The sequence below is a fragment of the Parerythrobacter aurantius genome (assembly GCF_045291475.1).
Lineage (GTDB): Bacteria > Pseudomonadota > Alphaproteobacteria > Sphingomonadales > Sphingomonadaceae > Parerythrobacter > Parerythrobacter aurantius.
In genome coordinates this window covers 1,606,889-1,630,906 of the sequence record NZ_CP147985.1, presented here as the reverse complement: position 1 = coordinate 1,630,906, position 24,018 = coordinate 1,606,889, and the positions used below count along the sequence as shown (strand labels likewise).

Genomic DNA, 24,018 nt, shown 5'->3' with positions numbered 1-24,018 from the left:
GTGACGAATGCCAGTTTGCGGGGCGGATCGGCGCCTGTCGGCCGTTTGTCATCGATTTGGCGCCGTTCGTCATTCGCGGGTGACACCTGGCGTAAGGAATGCGCTGTATAGGGGCTGTCGTTTGGTTGCCGCATGGCAGGAAAGGCATTGAAGGTGCGCGCTTCGGCGGAAGTCTTGCAAATCCGACTGGTCCGGGCGCTGCCGCTGGTCGCGGCGATCCTGCTGGCCGCGCTCTGGCGCCAGCAGGCCGCTGACGACCGCTTGCTGGGCGCGTTCGCATGGCATGCGGCGATGGCAACACTCGCTGCGGTGCCCTTCATCGCGGCGCATGCGCTCGCGCTTTCGATGCGACCGGCTGCTGCCCTGGCGGCATGGCTGGCGGGGTTCGTGATCTACCCGGTTGCCGTGCACTTGCTTGTTGCGGCAGACCGCCCCGGCACCTTGTTGCCAAGCATCCCAGAGAGCACCGTCGCCGCCCTGTTCAGCGCCGCGGCGCTCCTGTTGGGCGGGCGCGAGGGTTACCGCCTGCGCGGCGGCGATGTGGCCGCGCTGCTACGCCGGATGCCGGTCACGCTCGACGGTGCGGTGATCGCGCTGCTCTGCGCCTGGACGATGGCGACGACCTCGCTCTTTGCTTCGACCGCCGATGCGGTGCGCAACCAGCCGCTGTCGGTCTGGTTCGATCCCGCCCGCATCTCGGCGCACCCGGCCGAGGCGCTGGGCTATCTCTGGCAGTTCGCGGTCGTGGCGGTGCTGTTCTATGGCCTCTACTGGGGCGCGCGGCACCTGCTGGTGCGGCGGATGCTGGGCACCCACGGCTGGATCCCGTTTGCCCTGGCGAGCGTGAGCTACTGGGTGGTGGCGACGCCGATAGTCGGCAGCATCGTCATGAACCTGCCGCTCAACCTGCCGGACTGGACCATCCTGCCATCGGAAACCCGCGATCCATTCGACCCGATCAATTTCGGCTTCACCTTCGGGGTTTTGGCGCTGGTGCTGCCCATCGTGCTGGCGGGCGAGCGCCTGCTTGCCGAGCAACGCGATGCCTCGGGGCGGCACGCGCTGGTCCGGGCCGAATTGGACCTGCTGCAACAGCAGATAAACCCGCATTTCCTGTTCAATTCGCTCAACACGATCTACGCCCTGTGCCTGCGGGATCGCGCGGAGAGCGGTGAGGCCGTGCTCAAGCTGTCGGACCTGCTGCGCTACACCGTTTACGAAGGCCAGCGCGAGTGGGTGCGGCTGGATGATGAGATCGTATATTTGCGCAATTATCTCGACTTGCAGATGCTGCGGCTGGGCGATCGCTGCGCGGTGCGGTGCGACTGGCCGGACGAAGCGCGGCATTTTTGCGTCCCGCCGCTGCTGCTGATCATGCTGGTCGAAAACGCCTTCAAGCACGGGATCGAACCTTCGGATCGCGCCAGCCGGATCGGCATCACCGCCAGCCTTGATGCAGACACACTGCGCTTTGTGTGCGAGAATTCGCTCGATCCCGATGTCGAGAGTGATGGGGCGCCGGGGCTTGGCCTCAGCAACCTGCGCCGCAGGCTCGAGCTGATACTTGGCGATGGATTCTCGCTGACGAGCCGGCGTGACGGCGACCGGTGGCGGGCCGAGCTCGAGCTGGAGCTGCGCCCATGCTGAAGGTGATGCTGGTCGACGACGAACCGCTGGCGCACGAAGTGCTGGCGCATCACTGCCGTAGCCAGCCCGATATCGAGATCGTCGGCCAGTGCCGCAATGCGGCCGAAGCGCTCGCAGTGCTCGGCCGGACGCATGTCGATCTCATGTTCCTCGATATCCGCATGCCGCGCTTCGGCGGGCTCGACCTTCTGCGCGGGCTCGATAGCCCTCCGCTCACGATCATCGTCAGCGCGCATCGCGAACACGCGCTCGACGGGTTCGATCTGGACGTGGTCGATTACCTGCTCAAACCGGTTGGCGCCGAGCGATTTGCTGGTGCGCTCGACAAGGCGAGGCGAAGGCTGGCCGAGCAAGGGGAACATCGCGCCCGCGAACCGGATGTTCTCACCCTGCGGGTGGACCGGACGACGCGTCACGTGCGGCTGGACCGGGTCGCCTGCTTCGAGGCGCAGGGAAACTTCGTGCAGGTATGGAGCGACGAGGGCAATTTCCTCGCCACGACGACACTGCGCAAACTGATCGAGTCGCTGCCGCAGGGCCAGTTCGCGCAGGTGCACCGATCGTTCGTCGTCCGGCGAGATCGCGTCGTCGCGCAAGGCGGCGCCACGCTATGTCTGGATACCGGCATGGATATCCCGATCGGGCGCTCTTACAGCAAGCTGACGCTCATTCGGTAAAAAATTGGGCCTCTGCAATTTCGCGCATGGCCTCGAAGGCGGTGGTACGCGATGAATTGTTTCGCAAATCGTCTCGGCGAAGTTGCGAAGTCGAACCCTCAAGATAGTTGCACTAGAAGCCTGGTATCGAGAAAGTGGCAGATACTGCACCGCATTCCGCTCGATGAACGGACGTCAGCGCCTACCGACCTGGCGTTCAAGTGTGGTCAAATCTCAGCTTTCTCCGCGAGTGTCAGCGCGTCCCCGATATCGACCCTTGGAAAGCGACGGATATTCTCAATCCTGGATGGCCGAGCGAGTTTTTGTCGCCCTAATGTCGCCTGTGGCTCTGTAGATAATCGAAGCGTTGGTGCGGCGAAGCGAATGGATTCTATCGTCCTCGGTTGGGAGGCCAATCCCTTCGGCCCTTACATGCACCAGTTGCGCATATTGGCGTTTGCTGAGATGCCGTGTTTGATCGGCGCGTCTTGAATGCACATAGTCCTCGACCGCACCACCTCTCCGTTCGAGCCAGGTGAACAAACTCGCTATTGCGTTTTAAGCTTTCTCCAAATTGAACTGCTCGACCGGTCTTTCGCTGAATAATCGCAGCCCGCGTTCTGATTTCAGGCCCACTGCTCAATTTGCCAGTCTTGAGTCAGACGAGACCACAGCCCCTCGAATTGCTCTCGATCGTGAGATCGAACAGCGATCGATCGCGTACCTGCTGTTCGCGATTGAGAAAGAACCGAACTGCCCAAATCTGCTTCTGGTCAAATGGTCGCTTTGGACCAGCCTTCGCGCTAAAGTTCCTTGGCACCCTGCATTGCGTCGTTGGGTCAAATTGCGAGAATGTCATCAGCTTTCACCTTGGCCGGAATGGCCGGGGAGAACGTCCGCTTTTAGCAATCGAGAAATTCGGTCCGAATGGCCGATTTTGGGGCGCGAAGCTGACATCAGCGCTTGTTTCAACGAACGGTGGCTTTCGGGAAGAAATTGACCCGGCTCGGATGGTCGAAATTAGGGCGCTAGGCGTTCAATGAGTCTGATCAATTGACGGCGAATGCACAGCTAGAGCCTCGCAGCGGACAGAAGCTCCGCCATCGAAACATCCAAAGCGCTCGAAATTTTCCTGAGATTGAGAATCGTGATATTCCTTTCTCCGCGCTCGATGCGCCCCATGTGAGAGCGATCAATCTCGGCCAAATCAGCAAGCGCCTCTTGAGACATTTGGCATTCAGATCGTGCGCGGCGGATCGCCCCGCCTAAAAGCTTGAGCACCCCGTCCGGGTCATTTTCTCCAGAAACACGTCGCACCCTCGCAACTTGCGAGTCACTGCATTTTCAGCCACGGCATTTACGACCCTAAAGGAGATGGCTGTGCGGAAATTTCTTGTGCTTGGAGCGCTAGCTTGTGTCGGAGCATGTGGGGGAATGGAGGACGAAGCGGAGACTGGGAAGGTGGACGCTACAGTAGCATGTGAAACCGAGTTGAAGCGCCATCTACTGACGCCACAAGAGTTTGATCCGCATTTGGCAGGTTGGGTTTACTCTCGGAAGGGGCCGGAAGGCTTTGTGCGACGCGAGTTTACTACCATGAATGGATTCGGGGTTGAGCTGGAACAGGAATACGGTTGCATCTACGATCTCGACGCTAGCGAAATCATCTATCTCTTTTCCGACGGGCCCACGGGCAAAACCGTCTTCGTAGATCGACCAGCCAACAACTAATCGGACCTAGATCGGACCCGACGGCATACCTTACCTCGCTGATGGCTTGTAAGGTATCGAAAAAAGGTGGTGAGCCCTGCTGGGTTCGAACCAGCGACCTACTGATTAAAAGTCAGTTGCTCTACCGACTGAGCTAAGGGCCCACCTGGGCGGCCGGTTCGGCAAGCGACCGGCTCGGGCGCTTCCCCTAGGGGAGCGGGCGCTTGCGGGTCAAGCGGGCTTTTGCCTGTCGCACCGTGAGGCCGGATTGCGGATCACGCCAGCCCGGTGCGACGACGGCCGCGGGTTCAAGGACGAAAGCGCGCGCGCGGTACAGCGGATGGGGGATCGTCACTGCGGCGGAAACGAAGGCACCTTCGCTCCACAACACGATATCGAGGTCGAGAGCCCGGTCCCCCCAATGGCGCCAGCGCCGCCTGCCGAATTCGTGTTCGGCCCGGTGCAGGGCCGACATGAGTGCGGGCGGATCGAGCTCGGTTTCCAGCAGCAATACCGCGTTGGCATAGCGCCGCTGCGAAGGGCCAACGGGGGCAGTGACGATGACCGGCGACCGGGCCCTGACGGTGCCGAGGGCTGCGAGTTCCTCCATCGCCGCGCTGACGATATCGCGCGGGACCCCGAACCGGTGGTGCCGGCGGTTCGAACCGAGCGCGACCAGGTAGGTGCTGGTCAGATATCCTCGCAGATACGGCTGTAGAGCTGTGGCCGGCGGTCGCGGAAGAAGCCCATGCCGGCGCGGTGTTTCGCCGCCTGGTCGAGATCGAGCGTTGCCACCAGCACGCCTTCTTCGCTTGCACCGAATTCGACGACCTTGTCGCCCCACTCGTTGGTGACGAAGCTGTGGCCGTAGAAATTCGCCGCGCCTTCCGTGCCGACGCGGTTGGCGGCGATCACCGGCATGCAGTTGCTGACCGCATGACCCTGCATCGCGCGCTGCCACATGCGGCTGGTGTCGAGTTCGGCGTCATAGGGTTCGGAGCCGATCGCGGTGGGATAGAACAGCAGTTCCGCCCCCATCAGCGCCATCACGCGGGCGCATTCGGGGTACCACTGATCCCAGCAGATGCCGACGCCGATGGTCGTTCCGCACACCTGCCAGACTTTGAACCCGTCGTTCCCGGGGCGGAAATAGTATTTTTCCTCGTACCCCGGCCCGTCGGGAATGTGGCTCTTGCGATAGGTGCCCATCACCTCGCCGTCGGGGCCGATCATGGCCAGCGTGTTGTAGTAATGGTGCCCGTCGCGTTCGAAGAAGCTGGTCGCAATGGCCACCTTGAGCTTGCCGGCGAGCTTGCGCATGGCGACGACCGAAGGATGCTCGAGCGTCGGCCGGGCCAGTGCGAATAGCGCCTCGTCTTCGACCTGGCAGAAATAGGGGCCCGAGAAGAGCTCCGGCGGCAGGATAATCTCCGCCCCGCGCGCGACGGCCTGCTCGACCAGCTCGCCCACGGCGGCGATATTGGCCTGTTCGTCAGCGCTACCGAGCGGCAGCTGGAGGGCGGCGACGGTGATCTGTCTCATGCCGCCGCCCTCTAGCGTCACTGCGCCTTGCGGAACAAGAGCGTCATGCGATCGCTCTCGCCCTTGTCTTTCAGATCTTCGCGCTTGGTACGCAGGACGGGCGGCATCTCCCATACGCCTTCCGGGTGATCGGCGGTGTCCATGGGATTGGCACTGATTTCGCTGGTCGCCACCAATTCGAAGCCGTTGAGGCGCATGAAGTCGATCACGTCCTGCTGCTTCAGATAGCCCTTCGAACCATTGGCGTAGCTCCACGCGGCATCCGCCTTGGCCCGGTGCTGCTCGATACCGAGCAAGCCGTCGTCCTTGAGCAGGTCGCGCAGGGCACGGATCTCCGTATCGGCCGTTCCCCCGCGCGTGATCCCGTGGAGCGCGCGCATCACCAGGATCCGGTCGAAGGTTCCGCGCTGGTCGTCGCCGATGTTTTCGAGCGTGATCCCGCCGAACTTTTCCGCAGGCAGGCCGGTGTAGCCAGCCACCTCGGCCGAAAAGCCGGCTGCCGCGTCGCGAATGCGCTGCTGCCGTGCCGGATCGCTGGAGACGGTCAGGGGGTTGGCATAAATGCCAACCAGCTGGCCCTCGCCGCCGAGGTAGTGCCCAAGCAGGCGAGAGTACCAGCCACCGCCGGGCGAGTATTCGCCAACTTTCATGTCGGGCGCGACACGGAAGAAGCTGAGCGTCTCGGCAGGATGGCGATACTTGTCGCGCGCACGGTCCTCCGCCCGCGTCGGATGGTTGATCGCGCCCGACAGCGCTTCGGCATAATGGGCGGCAAAGGTTGCCGGGTCGGACATGTCGTGGCCTGCCCCGGACTTCATGTGCCCGTCGGCCAGCGCCGGTACGGCGAGCGCGAAGGCCCCGGCGATGGCGGCCACAATCAGCTTTTTCATGGTAACAACCCCTTGAGTGAAATCGGACAACTGCCGAACGCCGATATGGCAAATTCGGCCTGTGCACCTATGTTCGCATGCAACCGATGGAGATTTCAATGAGCAATTCCCAGCAAGCGATCATCGCCGGCGGATGTTTCTGGTGCACCGAGGCGGTTTTCAAGGACGTGATCGGCGTAACCGACGTCGAGAGCGGCTATATCGGCGGCACCAAGCCCCACCCCACATACAAGGAAGTGTGCACCGGTACGACCGGCCATGCCGAGGCGATCCGCGTAACTTTCGATACGGAGGCCATCAGCCTGGCCGAAATCTACGACATGTTCCTCGGCACCCACGACCCAACCCAGCTCAACCGGCAGGGGGGCGATGTCGGCACCCAGTACCGGAGCGCGATCTTTCCGCTCGACGATAAACAGCGGGACGAGGCGGAAGCCGCGATCGCGCGCTGGAACGCCGGCAGCGGCCAGACGGCGGTGACGACGATCGAAGACGCGTCGGAATGGTATCCGGCGGAGGACTACCACCAGGACTACTGGGACGGCGAAGGCCAGCGAAATCCCTATTGCCTTGCGGTCATCCCGCCAAAGCTCATGAAACTTCGCAAGAGTTTCGCCTCCAAGGTCAAGGGCTGAGAGGGTCAGATTTTCGGAACCGGGCGGGTGGCACGGCGTTATTTTTTACGAAACCCGAACCCATTCAGCAAAATCATGTAGTTAGCTATGCCCGCCCGTGTCCTGATCGTCGAAGACGAGTTCCTGATCGCTCTCGAAATGGAAGAAGTTGTGCGTGACCTCGGTCACATCCCCGTTGGTGTCGCCGACAATCTCGGCAGCGCCCTTGCCTTGGCGCGTGACGCCGAGACGGTCGATATCGCATTGGTCGACGTCAATCTGGCGGACGGGGCGACCGGACCGGAAATCGGCCGGCGCCTTGCCGTCGATTTCGGCGTGCAGGTGATCTTCGTGACGGCGAATACCGCGCAGCTCGGCGATGGTGTGTCGGGCACTATCGGCGCTGTCGAGAAGCCGGTCGGGGTGGGCGAACTGCGCCAGCTCATCGATTTCGTCGAGCGTCGCCGCAACGGGCTGACCCCTCCCCCTCCGCCTGTGCTACGGTTGTTCGACGACGCTCAGGCCGCCTGAATCCGGGCCTTTTCGATAGTAACATCGAGCTTCAGGCCCTCCAATTCCCAGCTCCGCGTATAATTGCCGCCGAGCTGGTTACGCACGGCAAGGTCGACCAGGCGGCTGCCGAAACCGGGAACGATTTCCCCACTCTCGAAACTTGGCGCACCGCTTTCCGTCCAGATCAACTGCATGGTGTCGCCCCGGTCGACGAGCTTGATCGTAAGCGTGCCTGAGGAGGTCGAAAGACTGCCGTATTTGATTGCGTTCGTCGCCAGTTCGTGCAGGAGCAGGGCCATGGGCGTCGCCGCGCTGCTGGCGATTTCCACATCGCCTCCTTCGATCCGGACCCTACCCTCGTCATAGGCAGGGTAGAACGAGAAGATCCTTTCGATCAGCGTGATCAAAGTCACGTCACCGATTTCGCGGCGGGATTTGTCGCTGTGCGGCCGCACCAGCTCATGCGCCCTGCCCAGCGCCGATATGCGGCCGAGCAGTTCCTGCGCCACGTCCGAGAAGCCGGGATTGTTGCGCGCCGTAAGGCTGACGAGACCGGAGATGACGGCGAAGATGTTCTTGATGCGGTGGCTCAGTTCCTGCCCCAGGATCTGGTTGAGCAGGGCGACCCGTTTCTGTTCGTTGACGTTGGTGCAGGTTCCGATCCACCGCTCGATAGAGCCGTCTGCGGCCCTGATCGGCAGGGCGCGACCGATCATCCACTGGTATTCCCCGGAATGATGACGAAGGCGATACTCGACTTCGTACGGCTCGCCGGTTTCAAGGCTGCGGCGCCAATTTTCCCAGGCATTGGGCTGGTCTTCAGCGTGGAACAGCTCCGCCCATCCCTCGCCGTCGGTCGAACCTTCGGGCACGCCCGTGAATTCGTACCAGTGCCGGTTGTAGTAATCGTGCGATCCATCGGGCAAGGTCGACCAGACGATCTGCGGCATGGTGTCGGCGAGCGCATTGAAGGCTGCGCCTGCGCTTTCGAGGGCGTAGGCCTCGCTCAGCGGGCGCTCTGCGCCATGCGCCGATCCGCCGACAGGCCGCTGAGCGGACGGGGACACAGGCGCTTCGCTCACGCGCAGACCCGGCCTGCCAGTGGGCGGACAATGGTCGAGAACCGAATTGGGTGTTGCATTTGACCCCGCTTGAAGTTCCAAGCGAACGATGCGAGCCGGGAAAGGTTCCCGCCGCTGTTCAGGTTACGGGCTTCGTCCATCGCACGACGAAAAACCCATCGAGACCGCCCCGATCGGTCAGCATGCCGGGCTCGGTACGTAGCCAGCCCTCGGCGGTTGGCTCGATACCGTCGGGCAGCTCGCCCCTGCCGACCGGGATTGGCGCCAGTGCGACTTTCGCCGCCTGCTCCTCGCCCTCTTCACGTTCCAGAGAGCACACCGCGTAAACCAGCGTCCCGCCGGGCTTCAGCCAGGTGGCGGCCCTGAGCAGCAGCGCAGCCTGAAGCTCCGCCATCTCTGCAATCTGGCGCTGGCCGATGCGATGCAGAACATCCGGATGGCGGCGGCAGGTGCCCGTCGCCGTGCAAGGCGCGTCGAGCAGGATCGCATCGAACTGGTGCTTCGGTTCCCAGGTCAGCGCATCGGCGCGGATGGGCGAGGCCTTGAGGCCGGTGCGCTTGAGATTGTCCTTGAGCAGGTCCAGCCGCCGCTTGCTGAGGTCGAGCGCAGTGACCTTCCAGCCGGCAGCGGACAGTTGCAGCGTCTTGCCCCCCGGTGCGGCGCAGAGGTCGAGCACGTGCCGTCCCTCGCCATCCTTTGTTCCGGGCCCCAGCAGCCGCGCGGGCAGCGAGGCGGCGAGATCCTGCACCCACCACGCGCCCTCCTTGAAGCCGGGCAGCGTCTCCACCGCAGAGCCGCGCGGCAGGCGCAAATGGCCGGGCATGAAGCTGTCGGCAGCCATCTGGTTGGCCCAGTGCTGCGTCTCTGCCGGGTCGCGGAGCGTGAGATCGAGCGGCGGCGGTTCTGCGAGACCGGCGGCGATGCTGGCGGTGCGCTCGCCCCAGCGTTCGCGCACCCGCTCCGGCAGGGTCGGCACTTCGGGCAGTCGCGCGCCCCGCTTGTCGAGCGTCGAGAAAACCCCGTGCGCCAGTCGCCGTGGCCCGCCCGCCAACAACGGTAGGCCGGTGGCGATGACCGCATGCGGCGGTGTTTCCAGCCGCAGCCAGCCGGCCAGCATCAACCGCAGGACTGTGCGCACCTTGGCATCGTCAGGCAGAGGCTGCCTGGTCGCGCTGTCGATCAGCGCGTCGAGATCGGTCAGCCAGCGCAGCGTCTCGTTGGCGAGCGCGCGGGCCAGCCCCTTGTCGGGCGTGCTTCGCAAGGTCTTGAGCGCGGGCCCTTCGGCCTGTTCCAGCGTCTCGCCCCGGCGCAGCACGGCATCGAGCATCTGGAGCGCGGCGCGGCGCGCATGGATTCCGGTCGGTTGGGCCATGGGGCGGCGGTTAGTCGGTATTGCAACCGAGCGCCAGTGCGCGCATCTCGACACCATGAAACGCGCCACCCAACGTCCGAAGGACTTCAAGAAGCCGGCCCACTGGACCGACGAACCGGCACCCATGCCGGAGAAGGCAAAGGTGGACGAGGAATTGAGCCCGACCCGCTACGGCGACTGGGTCAAGGACGGCATCGCGATCGATTTCTAGAGCTTCTTGAGCGCAATCCTGAGGCCATCCTTGGGCTTCGGGATCGGCCACGCCTGCCACGCCGGGTCGTAGCCCTCGGCAATCTCGATCCGGTAACGGGTCAGCAAATGCGCCATCAGAATCTTTATCTGCATATACGCGAAATGCAGCCCCAGGCACATGTGCGCGCCGCCACCGAAGGGGACCCAGGCATATTTGTGCCGTGCCTTCACCTTGTCGGCGGTGAAGCGCATCGGATCGAAGGTGAACGGGCTGTCCCAGTATTCTTCCATGTGGTGGACCAGGTGGATGTTGATCCCCACGCCCGTCCCGGCGGGAATGTGATAACCGCCGTATTCGAAGCCCTTGAGCGCGCGGCGCGGCATGGAGGGCACCGGCGGGATATGCCGCAGCGCTTCCTTGAACGCCATCTCGGTCAGCTCGGGCTCGCCCAGCTGGTCGTAGGCGAGCTCCTTGCCCTCGCCGCCGGTGATCGCGGTCAGTTCCTGGTGCAGCTTTTCCTGCCATTCGGGATGCTTGGCGAGCAGGTAGACGAGCGAGGTGGCGCTGGAGGTGATCGTGTCATGCGCCGCCATCATCAGGAAGTTCATGTGGTCGACCACCTCGTCGACCGGCATCTGGCTGCCGTCCTCGTATTCGGCGGTGGCGAACTGGCTGAACATGTCCTGCCCGCCGCCCTCGGCGCGGATACGGTGCGTTTCCTTGGTGAAATACTCGACCAGCAATTTGCGGCCATCGACCCCCTTCTTCATCAGGGTAAATGGCAAGGGCTTGCGTACCGGCGCGACCGAGGCCTGGACCATGTCGACGAAGGCTGTGTTGATGGCGTCGGCTTCCGGCCCGAACGGCAGGCCGAGGAAACTGTCTGCCGCAAGGTCGAGCGTCAGCTGCTTGATGGCGGGGTAGAACGCCATCGGTCCCTCCCCCCATTCCACCATCCGCCGGGCGATGCCGCGGTTGAGCGAGCCGGCGTAGTGCCGCATCGGTTCGGGCTTGAAAGCGATCGACAGCGCCCGCCGGTCGGCGCGGTGATGGTCGAAATCGATCAGCATCAGCCCGCGCGGGAACAGCTGGTCGAGGATCGGCCCCCAACCCTGCTCGCTGGAAAAGATCTTGCCCTTGTCGAACAGCATCAGCTCGTTCGCCTCGGCCCCGATCAGCGCCACCTGCCAGCCGCCGAAGGCGCGGTTGCGATAGACCTTGCCGTAGGTTTCGTACATCCGCCGGGCAAAGGCATGGGGATCGGCCAGCATCCGGAAGGTGTTGCCGACGATCGGCCAGCCGCCTTCGCCGGGGATATGGGCAAGCTCGGCTTCGGTCGGGTTGCCTTCGGTCCAATGGGTCGGGACGGGGGCGGGGGCGGAATGCGCTGCGAGGGTAGCCATGGCGAAGTTCCTTACAGCAATGTCAGTAGCAAATCACTACCCAATGAAGGTTAAATCCAGCCTGCCAGTTCCTGCCGCACCAGCGCTTCCAGCATCGCCATGCCGGCATCGCTGTCGTTGAGGCAGGCGAGCGCCTGGTATCGCTCGCCGCCCGCTTCGAGGAACTCGTCGCGGCCCTCCATGGCGATTTCTTCTAGCGTCTCCAGGCAGTCGGCGGAAAAGCCCGGCATGGCCACCGCCATCCGTTTCGTGCCCGCTTTCGCCTCGGCAATGATGGTGTCGTCCGTCGCGGGTTCCAGCCACTGTGCCCGGCCGAAGCGGCTCTGGAACGTCGTCACGACCCGCATATCGGCCCATCTCCCGTGCGCGGAGAGCCGCTCGGCCAGCAGGCGCGCGGTCTTGCGGCACTGGCAGTGATAGGGATCGCCCAGTTCCAGCGTGCGCAGCGGCATGCCGTGGAAGCTCAAGAGCAGCACTTCCGGCACGAAATCGAGCGCGTCGAGCTGGCGCAGCGTGTCGGCCTCCAGCGCATCGAGATAACCGGCGTGATCGTGATAGGCCGGCAGCACGCGCAGCGCCGGCTGCCAGCGCATATCCTTCAGCGTTTCGGCCGCCTTGTCGACCGCAGTCCCCGTCGTCGCGCCGGAGTATTGCGGGTAGAGCGGTGCGAATAGGATGCGGTCACATCCTGCCTCGGCCATCGCTTTCAGCCGGTCAGGGATCGACGGCTGGCCGTAACGCATGGCCCAGTCGACATGGACTCCATCGCCCAGCCGTAGCTGCAAACCTTCGGCCTGCCTGCGGGTAATCACCGCCAGTGGCGAACCCTCATCGGTCCAGACCTTCTGGTAAGCTGCGGCGCTCTTCTTGGGGCGCGTGTTGAGGATGATGCCGCGCAGGATCGGCTGCCAGGCAATCGGCGGGATCTCGACCACGCGGCGGTCGGACAGGAATTCGAGCAGGTAGCGCTTGACCGAGGCGACATCGGGCGCGTCGGGCGTGCCGAGATTGACCAGCAGCACGCCGATCCGCCCGCTCTTCACGGGCTTGTGGTCGGCGGGGAGCGATTGGGCATGCCAGGTCATGCGCGCCGCCAACCCGAATGCGCGCCCGCCGTCAAGCGGAACTAAAGTCCGCCCGACAGCAGTGGCAGGTTGCGCAGGCGCAAGCCGGTGGCAGAAAACAGCGCATTGGCGATGGCCGGGGCGGCGACGGCCATGCCCAGTTCGCCGGGATCGAACGGAGCGCCCTTGCCGGGAAGGAACTCGACCTCGATCTCCGGGCAATCCCCCAGGACGGGCATGTTCATGGCGGCGAGGCGGGCGCTGGTAGGCAACCCGCCTTGCCAGCCCATGTCCGACCCCAGGGCGAGAGCGGTTCCGAACAGCAGCCCGCCTTCGATCTGCTGGCGCGCGATATCGACATTGACGATGCGGCCGATATCTACGGCGACACTGAATTTCGTCACCCGCACCCCGCCCGCTTCCTGCTTGGCCGTGGCGATGCAGGCGATGCGGCCGGTGCTGTCACCCAGGTCCATGCGATGGCAGGCGAGGCCCTGGCCGCGGCCGTCGCTGCCGCCGCCCCATTCGGCCAGCCGCGCGGCGCGCTGGAGGCATTCGACAAGGCGCGGATCCTCACCCAGCATGGCAATGCGGTACGAAAGCGGCTCGCGCTCGTTGCGCAGCGCGATCTCGTCGATGAAGCTTTCGCGCACGAAGGCGGTATAGCCATGGGCCTGCCCGCGCATCCGCCCGGCGGGAAGGCCGGTGCGCACGGGGACGTGGTCGACCACCACGTGCGGAATGGCATAGGGGGGCATGGCCCCCTCGCCCACGATCGGATCGGCCTCTCCTTCCGTCTCCTCGATGGCGGCCCAGTTCGTCCGGTTACCGAACAATCGGCTCCCTGCCTCCCTGCCCCAGGGCTGCACCGCCAGCCGGGTGCGCAAGATCGCGATACTGCCGTCAGGCGCGAGCCGGGCGCTGACTTTCGCCGCGACCGGCGCTCGGGGATGGCTGGCCAGCATCTCCTGCCAGCGCGACCACACCAGTTGCACCGGCCCCGCGGTTTCGCGGGCAATCAGCGCCGCCTCGATCGCATGGCCGTGCTCCAGTCGCGCATCGAAGCTGCCGCCCGCCGGCATCGGATAGAGGATCACATCCTCGGTTCGGAGATCGAGCGCCGCCGCCACGGCCGATCGCGCCGCTTCGGGCGCCTGGCTCGCGAGCCAGAGTTCGAGCCGACCGTCGCGCAGCCAGGCCGTCGCCGTGGCCGTTTCCAGCGGCAGGTGCATCGCCGGGCGGATATCGTAATGCAGCGTCAGGTCGGGCTTGCCCATCGCTTCGGCGCCGTCGCCGCGTTGTGCGATCCGATAACTTTCGCCCTTGTCGCGCGCTTCGGCCAGGAGCCCCTCGATCGCCTCGCTGTCCGGGCGCGACGCGGCGGTGAAACGGGGCACCATGGCCGCAAGCGCTCGTTCCGCCGCCCACCAGTTCTCCGCCACCGCCGCCAGCCAGCGCTTTCCCTGCACTGCACCGACATAGCCCGGAACGGCGCGCCCCGCAGCCGCATCGAACCCCGCCAGCAGCGCCCGATCGGCCGGGCCATGCCGGATCGCGGCATAGACCATGCCCGGCAGGCGCACGTCGCCGGCGAAGACATGACTGCCGTCGACCTTCGAGGGAAGGTCGAGGCGCGGCAACGACCGGGCCGCGTCTTGTGTGCCAGGGCCGGGTCGCTCCGCAGGCGCCTCCGCGCGCAGCGGCGGCGGGTCGGGCGGGTCGAGTTCGGCGGCATCCAGCGCAAGTTCGCCGAACCGCAGCCGTTTCCTGCCATGGACCACGAAGCCGCGTGCCGTGTCGCATTCCTCCGCGGCAACATCCCAGCGGTCGGCAGCGACCTGCACCAGCATGGCCCGGGCCGCGGCGGCAGCGGCCCGGCACGGGGCCTCGTACGCGGCGAGCGAGGTCCCTTCCGCCGTCGCGCAAAAGCGCTGTGCCTCGGCCCAGCGCCTTACGACCAGATCGTCGGGTCCGGTCTCGACGAAGCCGGGCACTGCCGAGGGCAGCCACAGCCGTCCCCATTTGGCGGCGAGGGGGATATTGGCGTAGGCCCCGCTCGGCGCCACCGGCTGGACCGCGACCTGGCGCCAGTCGGCCCCGAGTTCCGTCGCGACGACCTGCGGCAGGACGGTCGATACGCCCTGCCCCATTTCCAGCTGCGGCAGGGCGACGGTCACGATTCCGTCGGCGGCGATCTTGAGCCAGGCGTCGAAATCGGCCTCCTCGCCGGTCGGTGCGAGGCCGCTGGCATAGTCGCGCGGCCACATCGACCACGCCACCAGCAGCCCGCCGCCGACGGCCGCCCCGGCCAGCACCCCGCGGCGGCTGACCAGCACCATCAGCGCGTGTGCCCGCCGTCCAGCCAGTCGGCGACCTGCGCGGCGATGGCGGCGAAATGTGCCCCCCCGGCATCGTCGCCGGCGGCAGGCGGCGTCCCGGCATCACTGGCAATGCGAATGTCCATCGCCAGCGGAATACGCCCCAGGAACGGCAATTCCAGCCTTGCCGCCGCGCTTTCCACACCGCCCTGCCCGAAGGGATCGGAAACCTCGCCGCAATGCGGGCAGGCATAGCCGGCCATGTTCTCGACCAGGCCGATCACCGGCACGCCGGCAGTTTCGAACAATTGTCCCGCGCGTGCGGCATCGATCAGGGCGAGATCCTGCGGGGTCGAGACGATCACCGCGCCATCGGGCTTGTGCTTCTGCACCATGGTCAGCTGCACGTCGCCGGTGCCGGGAGGCAGGTCGATCAGGATCAGTTCGACATCGCCCCAGTCTGCGTCCATCAGCTGGGTCAGCGCCCCGCCCGCCATCGGCCCGCGCCAGGCAAGGGCGCGGCCCGGGGGCACCAGGTGGCCCATCGAAAGCATGGGAATATCGAGCACGCCGGTGACAGGTTGCAGTTTCTGCCCTTCGGCCTGGGGCTTCTTGTCGGCACTGGCGAGAAGGACCGGCTGCGAAGGCCCGTAGACATCGGCGTCGACGACCCCGACCTTCACGCCGCGGCGCTTGAGCGCGACCGCGAGATTGGCGGTCAGCGTCGATTTCCCGACCCCGCCCTTGCCCGATCCGACCGCAACGATACGGCGTCGTGGCCGCTCGGCCATCACCGCCGTGCGGACATCCGCCACACCCGGCAGGGATGCAAGAACGGCCCGCGTGTCGGCCTGCATGGCCTCGTGGGTGTTCGCGTCGAGCCCGGTGCCGTCGAGCACCACGGTAACCACGCCTTCGCGCAGCTTCAACGAGGTCACGCGCGCGGCGATCGCAGCGGGAAGGGCGGCTTGCAACTGGCTGTCGTCCATATGTCGCGGCTCGATAGCAGCAATTTTGCAGCTGCCACCCCTGTTTTTCCCCGGCGGGCAACCTATACAGTCAGGCATGGAGAGTTTTGACAGGTTCCGAGCGTGGGGTCATCGTAGTTGGGCAGGGCTGGCAATGGCCGGCAAGAGCCCGTGGGGCGGCAAGGGTAGCGGCGGCGGCGGCGAAGGTGCCGGCAGCGACGGCGGCGGAGACGGCGGCGGCGACGATTCCGGCCCGGCCAAGCCCAACGGCCCGCGCAATCCCTGGTTGCCGCCAGGCTCAGGCGGCGAACCGCGCCGCTCGGCCAGCATCGAGGACATCTTCAGGAACCGCGGGCCGGAAGGGCCGCGGCGGGGCGGCGGCGGTGGCCGCGGGCCCAATTTCCGCCTGCCGGAACGCCCAGGCGGCAAGAGCTGGTTCCCCGTCATCCTCGGCGGGCTGGTCGTAGTGGGCCTCGGCATGACGATGGTGCACCAGATCGGGCCAAAGGAGCAGGCGGTCGTGAAGACGCTGGGCGATTATTCGCGAACGCTCAGCCCGGGCCTCAATTTCACCCTGCCCTTCCCCGTCCAGACCGTGGATGTAGAGGATGTCCAGGGCGTGCGTTCCGTGCGCATTCCGGACGGCGCGCGAGAGGAGAAGCTGATCCTCACCGGCGACCAGAACCTGGTCGATCTCAGCTACATCGTCCGCTGGAACATCAAGGACCTGCGCGGCTTCAAATATTCGCTGGTCGAGCCGATCGAGACGGTCAAGGAAGTGGCCGAAGCCGCGATGCGCGCATCGGTGGCGGAAAAGTCGCTCGACCAAACGTTTTCGGGCGAAGGCCGCGCCGGCATCGAACAGGCCGTGCGCCAGCGGATGCAGCAAGCCCTCGACCGCTATCGTTCGGGCATCGAGGTGCTCGGCGTCGAAATCGACAAGGCCGACCCACCGGAAGAAGTCAACGACGCGTTCAAGGACGTCTCGGTGGCCGAACAGAACGCCGATGCCGCCCGCAACCAGGCGCGCGGCTATGCCCAGCAGCAGCTCTCGCTCGCCCGCGGCGAAGCACAGGCGTTCGACAAGGTGTACGAACAGTACCGGCTCGCCCCCGAGGTGACCCGCCAGCGCCTTTACTATGAAACAATGGAGCGTGTTCTGAGCACGACCGACAAGACCATCGTCGAACCGCGCGGGGTCACACCGTACCTGCCGCTGCCGGAAGTCCGCCGGGGTGCCACCGCGCAGCCCGCCGCACCTGCCACGACCGTGACGGGGAGGCAGTAACGATGGATACGCTCTGGGAAAACTACAAGCTGGCCTTCCTCGCCGTGGCGATCGCCGTGATCGGTTTCTTCATGAGCGCCTTCGTGGTGCCGGAAGAACAGCAGGCGGTCGTTATCCAGACCGGTCGCCCGGTCGGGACGATCAACACCCCCGGCGGGAGCACCGATGCCGGGCTCTATTTCAGTGTGCCCTTGCTGCAGACCGTGGAACTGGTCGAAAAGCGTGTCCTCGACCTTGAAATGACGGACGAGGAAGTGCTGTCGAACGACCAGCAGCGATTGCTCGTCAACGCCTATGCACGGTTCCGCATCGTCGATCCGATCCGCATGGTGGAACGCGCGGGGAGCACCGAGGGCGTCCGGACAGCGTTGGAACCGATCCTCAATTCGGTACTGAGGCAGGAACTGGGCCGGCGCACTTTCCAGGCCATGCTGACGGCCGAACGCGGCACCGCGCTCGCCACCGTGCGCGTCAATCTCGACCGGCAGGCGCGCGCCTACGGCGCCGAGGTCATCGACGTGCAGATCAAGCGCACCGACCTGCCGAGCGGCGAGCCGCTGCTCGCAGCCTTCGAACGGATGCGTTCGGACCGGCGCCGCGAAGCGGTGACGATCCGGGCGGAGGGCGAACAGGACGCCACCGTCATCCGGGCGGAAGCCGACGCGGAAGCGGCGCGCATCTATGCCGAAAGCTTCGGCAAGGATCCGCAATTCTACGATTTCTACCGCGCCATGCAGAGTTACGAAGCGACCTTCGCCAAGGGCGAGGGCACCGGAGAGACATCGATCATCCTGTCGCCGGACAACGAATATCTGCGGCAGTTCCGCGGGCAGTAGGAGACCGGGTGACGAAACGCCTACGGCCATCGACCGGCGTCTTCGACTACAGCTGTCGTTAAACGCAGGTTCAGTGGCCGGACGCTGAAATCGCAGGCGACGATGAAACCCGAAGCGCTGCCCGAACGTAGCTACCGGGGTAACGACGAAGAGGAACGAGAGAAGGTGAAACCCGTGCGATACGCATATGGCCTCAGCACTGCGCTGCTTCTTGGCGGCGCGACCATTTCCCTGGTTACCGGCCAACCGGCCGGGGCCCAGGTTGCCGTCAACGACGACCGTGCCATGGCAGGTGTCGTCCCGCGCGCCGGCGCCCCTGAGAGCTTCGCCGACCTGACCGCGCAACTGCAGCCGGCAGTGGTGAACATCTCGACCCGCCAGCGGGTGCAGGTCGACAACCGCAATCCGTTTGCGGGCACGCCTTTCGAAGGCCTGTTCAACCAGCGCAGCCAGCCCTCGCAGCCGCAAACGCGCGAAGCGCAGTCGCTCGGCTCGGGCTTCATCATCTCGGCCGACGGTTACGTGGTCACCAACAACCATGTCATCAGCCCGGAAGGGCGCGGCACGGTCGAGGAAATCAGCGTCACCATGCCGGACGGCAGCGAATACCGCGCCGAACTGGTCGGCGCCGATGCCCAGTCGGACCTCGCCGTGCTCAAGATCAGCCGCAGCGAACCCTTCCCGTTCGTGCAGTTCGGCGATTCCACGCAGGCCCGCGTGGGCGACTGGGTCATCGCCATCGGCAACCCGTTCGGTCTCGGCGGCACGGTCACGAGCGGGATCGTCTCGGCCCAGTTGCGCAACACCGGCGGCGGCGCCTACGATCGCTACATCCAGACCGATGCGAGCATCAACCGCGGCAATTCGGGCGGCCCGCTGTTCGACATGCAGGGCAATGTGATCGGCATCAACAATGCCATCTTCTCCCCGTCGGGCGGCAGCGTCGGGATCGGCTTCGCCATCCCCGCCGACATCGCTGCGCCGATCGTCGAGAAGCTTCGCCGCGGCGATACCATCGAACGCGGCTATCTCGGGGTCCAGATCCAGCCGGTGACTGAAGACGTCGCCAGCGCGCTCGGCCTTCCGCGCAACCGCGGCGAATTCGTCCAGACCGTGGTCGAGGGCGAGGCTGCGGACCGTGCCGGCATCCGGCCGGGCGATATTGTGACCAAGATCGACGGCAAGGACGTGACGCCCGAACAGACGCTGTCGTTCATCATCGCCAACATCGCGCCGGGCACCAGCATCCCGGTCGAGGTGGTGCGTGAGGGCGCCGTGCGCCGGCTCAACGTCACGGTCGGCCGCCGTCCCAGCGAGGACCAGATCCGTCAGGCGCAGGTGTTCTCCGAAGACGAGGACCAGGACAGCAACACGACCCCCAACATGCAGGGCAGCGAAGGCATTGCGGCCAAGCTCGGCCTCGGCGTGTTGCCGATGACGGCCGAGATCGCCCAGCAGCTCGGGGTCAATGCCTCGGTCCAGGGCCTTGCGGTCGCCGTGGTCGATCCCAGCTCGGATGCGGCGCAGAAGGGCCTGCGTCGGCGCGACATCATCACCGGTGCCAATTACAAGCCGGTTGCCAGCGTGGCCGACCTCGAGGCGATCGTGGCCGAGGCCGAGCGTGCGGGTCGCGAATCCGTTCTGCTGCGGATCGAGCGGCGCGGTGCGCCTGCCTTCTTCCAGGCCGTCCGCATCCAGAAGTAACGTCGGCCCTGTCCGGCCCCGCCTGAACGATCAGCCCCCGCCCGGTCCGTCCGGCGGGGGCTATTTCACGGGTCTCGTATCGGCGTAGCCTGAACCGGCGTGCACGCGCAGGCCTATTGCGGCGGACGCGGCGGGGTGACGGTACGCGGTTGCGGCGGCGTATATATGCGCGGCTGGGTGGGCGGTGTGCGGGCAGGCTCGTTGCTGCCGCCCGTAGCCCGGTCGAGGAAATCGTCGCTGGCCGCCTGCGGCTGTTCGTCGTCGGCCCCATCGGGACCGCGCCTTGGCCGGTCGGCCGTGCCCGCACCGCCTTCGCTTTCCGGCGGCAGACCGTCACCGCGCGGGCCTTCGATCCGCCCCGGTTCGATCAGGTTGCCCTGCTCGTCGATGTAGTAGTAGTCGTCCGGATCCCCGAAATAATATTCCTCGTCGGGTTCCGTCTGCCATTCGGGCAATTCGCTGTCCGTGTTGAACTGCTCGACCGGCCGGTTGCGCACGGCGTAGCGCATGAAGGCTGCGAAGGCTTGGGCAGGGGCCCGCCCGCCCTGCAGTCCGCCGACCGCGCGGCTGTCGTCGCGCCCCATCCACACGCCGGTGGTCACCCCGCTGGAGAAACCGACGAAATAGCCGTCCTTGTTGGAAGAGGTCGTGCCTGTCTTGCCGGCAACGGGGCGCCCGATCTGGGCCGCCCGGCCCGTGCCGGTCTGAACCGCAGCCTGCAGCAGGTCGAGCATTCCGGCAGCGACATAGTCGGGCACCAGCTTGATCGAACGTGCCTTCTGGTGCTGATAGAGTACGTCCCCGCCCGATGTTGTGACCTTGACGATGCCGTAGGGCTCGACCGAATTGCCGCCCGCCGACAGCGCCGCAAAGGCACGCGTCATGTCGATCAGCCGCACTTCGTTCGACCCCAGCACCATCGAGGGCACGGTCGAAATCTCCGTCGTGATGCCGAGCCGCTTGGCCATGGAGGCGACAGCGCTGAAGCCGACTTCGTTGCCAAGTTGCGCCGCAACGGTGTTCTTGGAAAAGGCGAAGGCGCTGCGCAGGTCCATTTCGCCGGCATAGCCGCCGCCCGAATTGCGCGGGCTCCAGCCCTGAATGGTGACCGGCACATCCTTGACCGTATCCTCGGGCGTATAGCCCGCCTCCAGCGCGGCGAGATAGACGAACAGTTTCCACGACGAGCCCGGCTGGCGTAATGCAGTGGTCGCCCGGTTGAAACTGGTTTCGACGTAATCGCGCCCGCCGACGAGCGCCAGCACGGCCCCGTCGCGGTCCATACTGACCAGCGCACCTTGCGCGCCGCCAGGCGTATTGGCCTCGATCGAGGCCTGCGCCGCACGCTGCATCCCGACGTCGATGGTGGTCCACACCTCGATCGGCTCGAAGGTTTCGGGCAGCAGTATCTCGAGCTGCGGCAGGGCCCAGTCGGTGAAATACCGGACCGAGTTCTGGCCCGGTTCCGCCTTCAGCTTGACCGCGCCGACATCGACCTGCGCCTCGCTCTGGCTGATCCGGCCCTGTTCGCGCATCAGCCGCAGGACGACCTTTGCACGGTCGACAGCGGCGTCGACGTCGGCGGTCGGGGAATAGCGGCTCGGCGCCTTGACCAGTCCGGCAATGATCGCCGCCTCGGCCGTGGTCAGCTCGGTTCCAGGGTGGCTGAAGAATTTCCGGCTGGCGCTGTCGATGCCGTAGGCGCCGCCGCCGAAATAGACCTTGTTGAGATAGAGTTCGAGGATCTGTTCCTTGGAGAACTTCGTCTCGAGCGCCATGGCCAGCACCGCTTCGCGCATCTTGCGGTCGAGCGAGCGGTTGGAGTTGAGGAAGACATTGCGGGCAAGCTGCTGCGTGATGGTGGAAGTCGCGGAAATCCGCTCGTCGCCCGTCACCGCTTCATAGACCGCCCGCATCAGGCCCAGCGGGTCGATACCGAAATGCGAATAAAACCGCCGGTCCTCGACCGAGACCATGGCATCCTTCATGACCTGCGGGATCTGCCGGTGCGGGATCCACTTGCCGAAACTCGGCCCGAGTTCGAGGATTTCCGAACCGTCGCGCGCGCGCACGACGATGGTCTGCGCGTTCTGCGTCGCCTTGAGCTGGGTATAGCTGGGCAGCGAGCGGGCCGCGAACAGCACCGCAAGGCCGAGGAAAAGCGCCCCGAGCAGGCCGACCACGCCCCCGCCGAGCAGGATGCGGCGCAGCCAGAGCCTTATGCGGCCCGGCGGCTGCTGGGCGCCGCTTGTCCGTCTCGCCTGCTCCGCCGCCTTACGGCGGCTGCCTCGCTGCACCATTACGCTCGAACCATCCCGTCACGCATCGACGGCCCATGCCGCCTGCTGCGCGCCTTGCATAGAGCAAGGCTAATGCGGCGTGAACGGCCTATCCGCTTTTGTCGCCAGCTGTTTCGGCCGGTTCGAACTCGAGCGCGGCGCTGTTGATGCAGTAACGCAAACCGCCCTGGTCACGCGGTCCGTCGGGGAACACATGGCCAAGATGCCCGTCGCAATTGGCACAGGTCACTTCGGTACGGATCATGCCATAGGATGTGTCGCGGTGCTCGGCGACGGCCTCACCGTCGCTGGGGCGGGTGAAGGCCGGCCAGCCGCAGCCGCTGTTGTATTTTGCGTCGCTTTCGAACAGCTTGGCCCCGCAGCCGGCGCAGTAATATTCGCCCGCATCGTAATGCTTGTCGTACTTGCCGGTAAAGGCCCGCTCCGTCCCCTTCTCGCGCAGGATATGGTACTGCTCGGGATCGAGCTTCTCGCGCCACTGGCTGTCGGGAATGGCCTTGGGATCGGTCATCGGGTGTCTCCTTTGCAGGGAAATGTAGGCATCGCCGGTTGATGCGCCAACACCCGCGAGTTCGTGCGAACGGGGGTGGAGATTACAGTGGCTTCAGAACGGCCCCGGCGGAGGGGCCGCAATCGCGACCGCGCGCACAGGGGCCCGTAGCGCAGCGAAGGAACAGCCCCGAGGACGCAGCCGCGGAGGCGGCTGCGAAAAGCCAATTAGGCATCCAGCATCGCGTAGTGCGTCGGCGGCTGGATTACTTCCATCCGTTCGCTCAGCAACGGGCCGAAACTCGGGCGGCTCTTGAAGGCCGTGTACCAGTCGCGGCTCTGGTCGTGTCCCTTCCAGTCGATCCCGCCGAGATAGTCGGCGACCGAGATCTGCGCCGCAGCGGCGAGGTCGGCGAGGCTCATCTGCGCGCCGGCAAGCCAGGGCCGGGTATCGACCAGCCAATCGATGTAGTCGAGATGACCATGCGCGAGCTTCATCGCCTCGCGCAGCACGCGGCTGTCGGGCGGTTCGCGCAGGATCAGCCGCTTCTTCATCCGCTCGTGCAGCAGCGGCAGGGTGACGTCGCCGAAAAAGTTCTCGTCGAACAGCGCCACCAGCCGGCGGATTTCCGCACGATTGGCAGCTGTGCCGTTGATCATCGGCGCGCGATCGACGGTTTCCTCGAAATATTCGGCGATAGCGCGGCTGTCGGCCAGGGTGATATCCCGCGCCGGATCACGCACCACGGGGGTGCGGCCGGCAGGGTTCATGTTCCAGAATTCGTCGTCCGCATCCCACGGATCGGTCCGCCACACCTCGTAGCCCACGCCCTTTTCACCCAGCAACAGGCGGATCTTGCGGCTGAACGGGCAAAGGGGGAAGCAATAGACACGCCACATGGGATGTTTCCATGCCGCATGCGGCGCGGAAAATCCACAGGTGGGCGGCGTTTATCGCGCCCTTTCGGTGGACTCTTCCACGGCTTGTTCGAGGTTCGCCGATATTTGCTCTGCCATCTGGCGCAGCGCGGGCAGCATCAGGGCGAAAGCATCGCCCATGTCGGCCATCCGGTCCATCGCCTGCGGCAGCTCGCGCTCGATCGCTTCGGGAACACGTTCGGCATCGGGCGACATCTCGCGCAAGGTCCGACCGCGCTCCAGTGCCTCCACCGGTTCGCCGGTCGCCTTGCCGATAGCTTCGGCCAAGGGCGCGAGATCCATGTCCAGCAATGCGCGCGACAGCGCCGAGACCGATGCAGCCATCTGGTCCTGCGTGCGCGGGTCGCGCAACGTTTCGGTCAGCTCGGCGGCAGCGTCTTCCTCTTCCTGGGCCGAGGCGGCTACGGGGACGAGGGAGAGCGCCACGACGGCGGTCAGCAGCATACGGCGCATGGTCAGTCCTTCCTGGAACAACGCAGCAAAGCGCGCT

23 protein-coding genes and 1 tRNA gene are annotated in these 24,018 nt (G+C 65.3%); 9 read left to right on the top strand and 15 right to left on the bottom strand.

The window, feature by feature from the left end:
* Positions 1 to 132: 132 nt before the first annotated feature.
* Positions 133 to 1,647, top strand: coding sequence for a sensor histidine kinase (locus WAB17_RS08045; protein WP_435416840.1), 1,515 nt, complete (start codon positions 133 to 135; stop codon positions 1,645 to 1,647).
* A complete protein-coding gene (locus WAB17_RS08040; protein WP_435416839.1) occupies positions 1,641 to 2,324 on the top strand; it encodes a LytR/AlgR family response regulator transcription factor in 684 nt (227 codons plus the stop codon). The genes WAB17_RS08045 and WAB17_RS08040 overlap by 7 nt, the downstream gene beginning before the upstream one ends.
* A 1,050-nt stretch (positions 2,325 to 3,374) precedes the next feature.
* Here WAB17_RS08040 and WAB17_RS08035 read toward each other — a convergent pair.
* Positions 3,375 to 3,584: a helix-turn-helix domain-containing protein gene (locus tag WAB17_RS08035; protein ID WP_435416838.1), complete on the bottom strand. Its 210-nt coding sequence runs from the start codon at positions 3,582 to 3,584 to the stop codon at positions 3,375 to 3,377.
* A 153-nt stretch (positions 3,585 to 3,737) separates the two neighbouring features.
* Between WAB17_RS08035 and WAB17_RS08030 the strand changes: the two genes are divergently transcribed.
* On the top strand, positions 3,738 to 4,034 hold the full coding sequence (locus WAB17_RS08030) for a hypothetical protein (protein WP_435416837.1): 297 nt from the start codon (positions 3,738 to 3,740) through the stop codon (positions 4,032 to 4,034).
* A gap of 67 nt (positions 4,035 to 4,101) precedes the next feature.
* Here WAB17_RS08030 and WAB17_RS08025 read toward each other — a convergent pair.
* The 4 genes from WAB17_RS08025 to WAB17_RS08010 form a co-directional block, all read right to left on the bottom strand.
* Positions 4,102 to 4,177: transfer RNA gene (locus tag WAB17_RS08025), tRNA-Lys, on the bottom strand.
* Positions 4,178 to 4,221: 44 nt separating this feature from the next.
* Positions 4,222 to 4,719: a 2-amino-4-hydroxy-6-hydroxymethyldihydropteridine diphosphokinase gene (folK, locus tag WAB17_RS08020; RefSeq protein ID WP_435419358.1), complete on the bottom strand. Its 498-nt coding sequence runs from the start codon at positions 4,717 to 4,719 to the stop codon at positions 4,222 to 4,224.
* Positions 4,704 to 5,555, bottom strand: coding sequence for an N-carbamoylputrescine amidase (aguB, locus tag WAB17_RS08015; protein ID WP_435416836.1), 852 nt, complete (start codon positions 5,553 to 5,555; stop codon positions 4,704 to 4,706). The genes folK and aguB overlap by 16 nt, the downstream gene beginning before the upstream one ends.
* 17 nt (positions 5,556 to 5,572) lie before the next feature.
* Positions 5,573 to 6,445: a class I SAM-dependent methyltransferase gene (locus WAB17_RS08010; RefSeq protein ID WP_435416835.1), complete on the bottom strand. Its 873-nt coding sequence runs from the start codon at positions 6,443 to 6,445 to the stop codon at positions 5,573 to 5,575.
* A 98-nt stretch (positions 6,446 to 6,543) separates the two neighbouring features.
* On the opposite strand from WAB17_RS08010, the gene msrA reads away from it, so the two are divergent.
* Entirely contained in the window at positions 6,544 to 7,080 is a 537-nt protein-coding gene (gene msrA, locus WAB17_RS08005; RefSeq protein WP_435416834.1) for a peptide-methionine (S)-S-oxide reductase MsrA, read from the top strand.
* 87 nt (positions 7,081 to 7,167) lie between these two features.
* Entirely contained in the window at positions 7,168 to 7,590 is a 423-nt protein-coding gene (locus tag WAB17_RS08000) for a response regulator (protein WP_435416833.1), read from the top strand.
* Here WAB17_RS08000 and WAB17_RS07995 read toward each other — a convergent pair.
* Positions 7,578 to 8,654 (bottom strand): sensor histidine kinase, encoded by a 1,077-nt coding sequence (locus WAB17_RS07995; RefSeq protein WP_435416832.1) that lies wholly within the window; start codon positions 8,652 to 8,654, stop codon positions 7,578 to 7,580. The genes WAB17_RS08000 and WAB17_RS07995 overlap by 13 nt on opposite strands.
* A gap of 118 nt (positions 8,655 to 8,772) precedes the next feature.
* Complete coding sequence (locus tag WAB17_RS07990) at positions 8,773 to 10,026, bottom strand: RsmB/NOP family class I SAM-dependent RNA methyltransferase (protein ID WP_435416831.1); 1,254 nt, start codon at positions 10,024 to 10,026, stop codon at positions 8,773 to 8,775.
* Between the two features lie 55 nt (positions 10,027 to 10,081).
* Between WAB17_RS07990 and WAB17_RS07985 the strand changes: the two genes are divergently transcribed.
* On the top strand, positions 10,082 to 10,237 hold the full coding sequence (locus tag WAB17_RS07985) for a DUF1674 domain-containing protein (protein ID WP_435416830.1): 156 nt from the start codon (positions 10,082 to 10,084) through the stop codon (positions 10,235 to 10,237).
* Here the strand turns inward: WAB17_RS07985 and WAB17_RS07980 are convergent.
* From WAB17_RS07980 to WAB17_RS07965, 4 genes are read right to left on the bottom strand one after another with little or no spacing between them, the layout of a single operon-like run.
* Positions 10,234 to 11,622 (bottom strand): cytochrome P450, encoded by a 1,389-nt coding sequence (locus WAB17_RS07980; protein WP_435416829.1) that lies wholly within the window; start codon positions 11,620 to 11,622, stop codon positions 10,234 to 10,236. The two genes, WAB17_RS07985 and WAB17_RS07980, sit on opposite strands and share 4 nt — an antisense overlap.
* Before the next feature lie 50 nt (positions 11,623 to 11,672).
* Positions 11,673 to 12,707 (bottom strand): ferrochelatase, encoded by a 1,035-nt coding sequence (gene hemH, locus WAB17_RS07975; protein ID WP_435416828.1) that lies wholly within the window; start codon positions 12,705 to 12,707, stop codon positions 11,673 to 11,675.
* 41 nt (positions 12,708 to 12,748) lie between these two features.
* Positions 12,749 to 15,025 carry a molybdopterin cofactor-binding domain-containing protein gene (locus WAB17_RS07970; RefSeq protein WP_435416827.1) on the bottom strand — a complete coding sequence of 759 codons (2,277 nt, stop codon included), beginning with the start codon at positions 15,023 to 15,025 and terminating at the stop codon, positions 12,749 to 12,751.
* On the bottom strand, positions 15,025 to 15,993 hold the full coding sequence (locus tag WAB17_RS07965; protein ID WP_435416826.1) for an Mrp/NBP35 family ATP-binding protein: 969 nt from the start codon (positions 15,991 to 15,993) through the stop codon (positions 15,025 to 15,027). Before WAB17_RS07965 ends, WAB17_RS07970 begins: the two co-directional genes overlap by 1 nt.
* 133 nt (positions 15,994 to 16,126) lie before the next feature.
* On the opposite strand from WAB17_RS07965, the gene hflK reads away from it, so the two are divergent.
* The 3 genes from hflK to WAB17_RS07950 all read left to right on the top strand — a co-directional run bounded on the left by hflK (position 16,127) and on the right by WAB17_RS07950 (position 19,800).
* Complete coding sequence (gene hflK / locus WAB17_RS07960) at positions 16,127 to 17,260, top strand: protease modulator HflK (RefSeq protein WP_435416825.1); 1,134 nt, start codon at positions 16,127 to 16,129, stop codon at positions 17,258 to 17,260.
* A 2-nt stretch (positions 17,261 to 17,262) separates the two neighbouring features.
* Positions 17,263 to 18,096, top strand: coding sequence for a protease modulator HflC (gene hflC / locus WAB17_RS07955; RefSeq protein WP_435416824.1), 834 nt, complete (start codon positions 17,263 to 17,265; stop codon positions 18,094 to 18,096).
* A 102-nt stretch (positions 18,097 to 18,198) separates the two neighbouring features.
* The gene (locus tag WAB17_RS07950) at positions 18,199 to 19,800 is read left to right on the top strand and encodes a Do family serine endopeptidase (protein WP_435416823.1); all 1,602 of its coding nucleotides are present in this window, start codon (positions 18,199 to 18,201) and stop codon (positions 19,798 to 19,800) included.
* 113 nt (positions 19,801 to 19,913) lie between these two features.
* Here the strand turns inward: WAB17_RS07950 and WAB17_RS07945 are convergent, their stop codons facing one another.
* From WAB17_RS07945 to WAB17_RS07930, 4 genes are all read right to left on the bottom strand, one after another.
* Positions 19,914 to 22,100 carry a transglycosylase domain-containing protein gene (locus WAB17_RS07945; RefSeq protein WP_435416822.1) on the bottom strand — a complete coding sequence of 729 codons (2,187 nt, stop codon included), beginning with the start codon at positions 22,098 to 22,100 and terminating at the stop codon, positions 19,914 to 19,916.
* Between the two features lie 88 nt (positions 22,101 to 22,188).
* A complete protein-coding gene (gene msrB, locus WAB17_RS07940) occupies positions 22,189 to 22,611 on the bottom strand; it encodes a peptide-methionine (R)-S-oxide reductase MsrB (protein ID WP_435416821.1) in 423 nt (140 codons plus the stop codon).
* Positions 22,612 to 22,817: 206 nt separating this feature from the next.
* Positions 22,818 to 23,489: a glutathione S-transferase family protein gene (locus tag WAB17_RS07935; protein ID WP_435416820.1), complete on the bottom strand. Its 672-nt coding sequence runs from the start codon at positions 23,487 to 23,489 to the stop codon at positions 22,818 to 22,820.
* A gap of 51 nt (positions 23,490 to 23,540) precedes the next feature.
* Entirely contained in the window at positions 23,541 to 23,981 is a 441-nt protein-coding gene (locus WAB17_RS07930; RefSeq protein WP_435416819.1) for a hypothetical protein, read from the bottom strand.
* Positions 23,982 to 24,018 lie beyond the last annotated feature (37 nt).